The organism is Curtobacterium sp. B18, from assembly GCF_000333375.1.
In the GTDB taxonomy this organism is placed as follows: Bacteria; Actinomycetota; Actinomycetes; order Actinomycetales; family Microbacteriaceae; genus Curtobacterium.
In genome coordinates this window covers 1-4,980 of sequence record NZ_BACZ01000671.1, presented here as the reverse complement: position 1 = coordinate 4,980, position 4,980 = coordinate 1, and the positions used below count along the sequence as shown (strand labels likewise).

The window sequence follows — 4,980 nt, the reverse complement described above, 5'->3', positions numbered from 1 at the left end:
CTTCTCGCCGATCCAGTCCGGGGCGCTCGACGCCGTCGCCGACCGACTCGGGGTCACCCGCCTCACCGTCGCGCTGTCCTGGCTGCTGCAGCGCTCGCCGAACATGCTCCTCATCCCCGGGACCTCGTCGGTCGCGCACCTGCGCGACAACGTCGCGTCGGCGGGCTTCGCCCTGCCGGCGGACGCGGTGGCGGAGCTGGACGGCATCGGCGCGGCCTGACGACGCGAGGGCGTGCGGGCCAGGAGGCGNGGNGNGGGNNNGCACCGCGCCTCCTGGCCGACTCGTGGTCCGGTCACCCGCCCCGGACCCGTCGGTGCCCGGAAGTGTCGCCGCCCGTCGTCAGCGGACGCGGCGGGGGACACCGGCCACGGCTGACCCGCGGGAGCACGGCGCATCCTCGGACCATGACCGACGACGCCACCCCCACGCTCCCCGGCGGGACGTACCGCCTCGCCGACGACCTCGAACTGACGCGGTTCGGGTACGGCGCCATGCAGCTCGCCGGACCGAACGTGTTCGGCCCGCCGAAGGATCACGACGAGGCCGTCCGGGTCCTCCGCGCGGTGGTGGAGGCGGGCATCACGCACATCGACACCGCTGACTTCTACGGCCCGCACGTCACGAACGAGCTCATCCGTGAAGCGCTGCACCCGTACCCGGACGACCTCCACATCGTGACGAAGGTCGGCACCCGCCGCGACGAGAAGGGGCGGTGGCCGCAGGCTCGGCAGCCGGAGCAGCTCGTCGAGCAGGTGCACGACAACCTGCGGACGCTCGGGCTCGAGCAGCTCGAGGTGGTCAACCTCCGGATGGGCGGGTTCGACGCTCCGGAGCCGGGCAGCCTGGCGCCGCAGTTCGAGGCGCTCGCGGCGCTCCAGCAGCAGGGGCTCATCCGGCACCTCGGCGTCTCGACGGTGACGGCCGAGCAGCTCGCCGAGGCGCAGGGCATTGCGCCGGTGGTGTGCGTGCAGAACATGTTCAACGTGGCGCGCCGCGAGGACGAGGCCCTGGTGGAGTCGACGGCGGAACAGGGCATCGCCTACGTGCCGTACTTCCCGCTCGGGGGCTTCTCGCCGATCGACTACGCCACCCTCGACCGTGTCGCCGAGCGACTGCACGTGTCACGGACGACGGTCGCGCTCTCGTGGCTGCTGAAGCGGTCGCCGAACATCCTCCTCATCCCGGGGACGTCGTCGGTCGGGCACCTGCACGAGAACATCGCCTCGGCGGGGTTCGACCTGCCGGCGGACGCCGTGGCCGAGCTGGAGGCGCTCGGCGCCGCCTGACAGCGAGCGCCGGCCGACAGCGAGCGAAGGCCGACAGCGTGCGCCGACCGACAGCGTGCGCCGGCTGTACCTCAGGCCACCGTTGCCAACGCGAAGGGCAGCACCGCCGATGCCCCGGCCCGCCGCAGCTCCCGCCCGGCGACGGTCATCGTCCACCGGCTGTCCACCAGGTCGTCGACGAGCAGCACCGGCCCCTCGTGCGACTGCAGCGCGGCCCCGAGCGCCGGGTCGACGACGAACGTGTCCCACACCCCGGACAACCGGTAGGCGCTGTTGGTGGCACCGTCCCCGCGCGGCGTCCCACCGTTCCGCCCGAGCGTCCCGAGGAACTGCAGCCGCCCGATCGAGGACAGCGCCTGCGCGAGCGAGCCCACGAGCTCGGGCCGCGACCGCGAGGACATCGCGACGACCCCGGTCGGCCGGGTCTCCCACGGCCAGTCCTTGAGCGCACGGACGCACCCGTCGACGAGTTCGCGGGAGATCGGGGCGTCGGCGGTGGACGGCGAGAACAGCGCGCGCAGCGGTCCGCCCCACCCGAGGTCGGTGAGTCGGGCGACGGCGCGGCCGGGCTGCACGAGCTCGTCGGCGCCGATCTTGCCCCGCACCGAGACGCCGAGCGACGACATGCCCGACGGCCACTGGGCGCGCGGGGCGATCTCCACACCGACCTTGTCGAGCGCCGCCGCGGCACCGGAGGCGTCGGACGACGAGACGTCCGACGGGTACCAGGCCCCGGCGCAGTTGTCGCACCGGCCGCACGGTTCGGCGGACGGGTCGTCGAGGTCCTGCTGCAGGAGCTGCATGCGGCACGCCGAGGTGGACTCGTAGGTGAGCATCGCCGCGGCCTCGGCAGCGCGGGCCGCGGCGACACGCTCGTAGCGGGGCGCGTCGTACTCCCACGGCTGCCCGGTCGCGACCCACCCTCCGGCGACCCGCTGCACGGCGCCGTCGACGTCGAGCACCTTGAGCAGGAGCTCGAGGGTGGAGCGCTTGATGTCGACCAGCCCCTCGAGCGCGACGGTGGACATCGCGGCGTCACGGGACAGCGCGTTCAGCACCGCGGACGCGCGGGCCTCGGTCGGCATGGACGCGCTCGCGAAGTACTGCCAGATCTCCTGGTCCTCGCGCCCGGGCAGCAGCAGGACGTCCGCGTTGTCGGTGGCGCGTCCGGCGCGGCCGATCTGCTGGTAGTAGGCGACAGGCGAGGACGGGGCGCCGACGTGGACGACGAACCCCAGGTCGGGCTTGTCGAACCCCATGCCGAGCGCACTCGTCGCCACGAGGGCCTTGAGTTCGTTGCCCTTGAGCTGCTGCTCGAGCTGCTCGCGCTCGTCGGTGTCGGTCCGGCCGGTGTACGCACGGACGGCGTACCCGTTGTCGCGCAGGAGCCGGGCGATGTCCTCGGCTGCAGAGACGGTGAGCGTGTAGATGATCCCGCTGCCCGGCAGGTCACCGAGGTGCGCCAGCAGCCAGCCGAGCCGCTGCCGGGCGTCGGGGAGCGACAGCACGCCGAGCCGCAGCGAGGCCCGTGCGAGGGACCCGCGGATGGTGAAGACCGGGGCGTCGGGGCCGGCGGTGAGCTGCTCGGCGACGTCCTCGACCACGCGCTCGTTCGCCGTCGCGGTGGTGGCGAGCACGGGCACGCCGTGGGGGAGCGACCGGATGAGCTCGGCCAGTCGCCGGTAGTCCGGTCGGAAGTCGTGCCCCCAGTCGGAGATGCAATGCGCCTCGTCGACGACGAGCATGCCCATGCGGGCGATCAGCGTCGGCAGCTGTTCGTCGCGGAACCGCGGGTTGTTGAGCCGTTCGGGGGAGACGAGCAGGACGTCCACCTCGTCACGGGCGAGCGCCGCCTGCGTCTCACCCCACTCGTGCGCGTTCGCCGAGTTGATCGAGACCGCGCGCACCCCGGCGCGGGCAGCCGCGGCGACCTGGTCGCGCATGAGCGCCAGCAGCGGCGACACGAGCACCGTCGGCCCGCCCCCGCGGCGCCGGAGCAGCAGGGTCGCGAGGAAGTACACGGCGGACTTCCCCCACCCGGTGCGCTGTACCACGAGGGCCCGCTGCCGGTGCTCGACGAGCGCCGAGATCGCCTCGAGCTGACCGGGGTGGAACACCGCGTCCGGCCGCCCGGTCAGGGCGTGCAGCGCCTCCTGCGCCTCCGCAGCGATCGCGGCGGACGGCTGGACGGGCGGCGGAGCAACAGACATGACCCCATGCTGTCAGCAGGGACCGACGAAACGTGGGTCGCGCCTCCCGGCTGTGGACAACTCACCCACGCAACCCGCTACTGGTACGTGATCAACGACGGTGTCGGCGTCACGTCCGCCATCGTTTGCTGCGGCGTCAGCATCGGTGTGTCCTCGTCGTAGAAGTTCTTCCAGCCCCAGTGGAGACCCTCGGGTGCTCCGACGTGCAGCGCCTTCCACGTCGCCTGCTTGTCGGGCTGCGACCCCTGCCCGTCGACGTGCACGAGCATGTCGAGTTCCGGGTGCTGCTCGAGCGTGTCGCGGTCCTGGATCATCGACAGTCGGAACTGGTGCAGCACGAACGCTTTCGGGGGGAGCCCCTTCGAGCGGACCAGGTCCGCGAGCCACGAGGACACCTCGTTCACCTCGGACGCCTTCACGCTCCCGATCTGCTCGAGCGGGACCTGGTCGTGCCCGAGCCGCCACTCCGGGTCGAGCGCCAGCCACACGCCCGGCTTCGACAGCAGCGACTCGTACCGCTTCGCCTGCGACAGGAAGTCCGCGCGCCCGGGCTGCAGGTCGAGGATCACGGGCATCCCGGCGTCGTGCGCGGCATCGACGTAGGGCTCGAGCGTCGACACCGGCAGCTCGGTGGAGTAGTCCCCGTCCGCTCCGGCGTCCCCGGCGGCGACGGTCGCGATGACCTCCATCGCGGGCGTGATCGGCACGTCGCCGAGCCCCTTGTACGACGCCGCGACGGACTTCGCGCGCCGCACCGTCGCCGTCGGGTCCTGCTCGCCGAGGACACCGAGCGCGGGGGCTCCCGGCGCGCCGTAGAGCGCCACGTAGCGGTGCCCGTCGAACGGCCGCTGCCCGCCGTCGGGCAGCTGCCACCCGTTCTCGGCAGCGCGGACGGTCCACTCCGGGTCCGGCAGGTCGGCGAACGCCGCCCCCACCAGCACCGTCGGGTGGTCCCGTCGCTCGTGCAGCGCCGTCACGACGTCCGGCGCGGCCGCGGGGTCCGTCACACCGTCCGGCATCGCCACGACGCGGGCACCCGCCGCCTTCGCGGTCGCCACGGCTGCGGCGTCGGCGCTCGCGTCCGCCACGACGACGGTGGCCTGCCTGGAGGCGCGGCTCGGCTCCGGCTCGTCTCCGCCGTCCGGCGCGTCCCGCTCCGGGACGTCCGTGTCGATCGCGACGTCGCCCTCGGCCTGGTACCACCGGGCGCCGAGGCGCTCGAGTTCGTGCGCCGCCGGCGATCCGCTCTTCCCCTGGGACTCGCCCGCTGCGGCCGACTCGTCCCCGCCGGTGAGGAGGACCGGGACGTGGGCCGCCTCGGCGGCGCTCGCCGCGGACCGCACGGCGTCGGCGTCACCGGCCGGCGCGACGACGGCCCCGGGAGCGGACGCGAACAACGCGCGGCTCGTCCGGACCGATCGGTCGACGGCGTCGGACGCTGCCGCGACCGACACGGTCTGTGCGGTCGCCTTCGCCAGGGTCG

4 protein-coding genes are annotated in these 4,980 nt (G+C 73.5%); 2 read left to right on the top strand and 2 right to left on the bottom strand.

Features of this window, described 5'->3' with window-relative positions; genetic code table 11:
- Positions 1–220: aldo/keto reductase (locus I5E_RS17960; protein WP_031263111.1), on the top strand; the 220-nt coding region annotated here is incomplete at its 5' end.
- A 185-nt stretch (positions 221–405) separates the two neighbouring features.
- Complete coding sequence (locus tag I5E_RS17955) at positions 406–1,287, top strand: oxidoreductase (protein ID WP_022908204.1); 882 nt, start codon at positions 406–408, stop codon at positions 1,285–1,287.
- 71 nt (positions 1,288–1,358) lie between these two features.
- Here I5E_RS17955 and I5E_RS17950 read toward each other — a convergent pair whose 3' ends face one another.
- Complete coding sequence (locus tag I5E_RS17950) at positions 1,359–3,497, bottom strand: RecQ family ATP-dependent DNA helicase (protein WP_022908203.1); 2,139 nt, start codon at positions 3,495–3,497, stop codon at positions 1,359–1,361.
- Positions 3,498–3,574: 77 nt separating this feature from the next.
- On the bottom strand, positions 3,575–4,980 hold a 1,406-nt coding region (locus tag I5E_RS25750; protein ID WP_022908202.1), incomplete at its 5' end, for a hypothetical protein.

Excerpts from the sequence above, each read along its gene's own strand:
- I5E_RS17955 (WP_022908204.1), top strand. The coding sequence starts at position 406 with ATGACCGACGACGCCACCCCCACGCTCCCCGGCGGGACGTACCGCCTC.
- I5E_RS17950 (WP_022908203.1), bottom strand. The coding sequence starts at position 3,497 with ATGTCTGTTGCTCCGCCGCCCGTCCAGCCGTCCGCCGCGATCGCTGCG.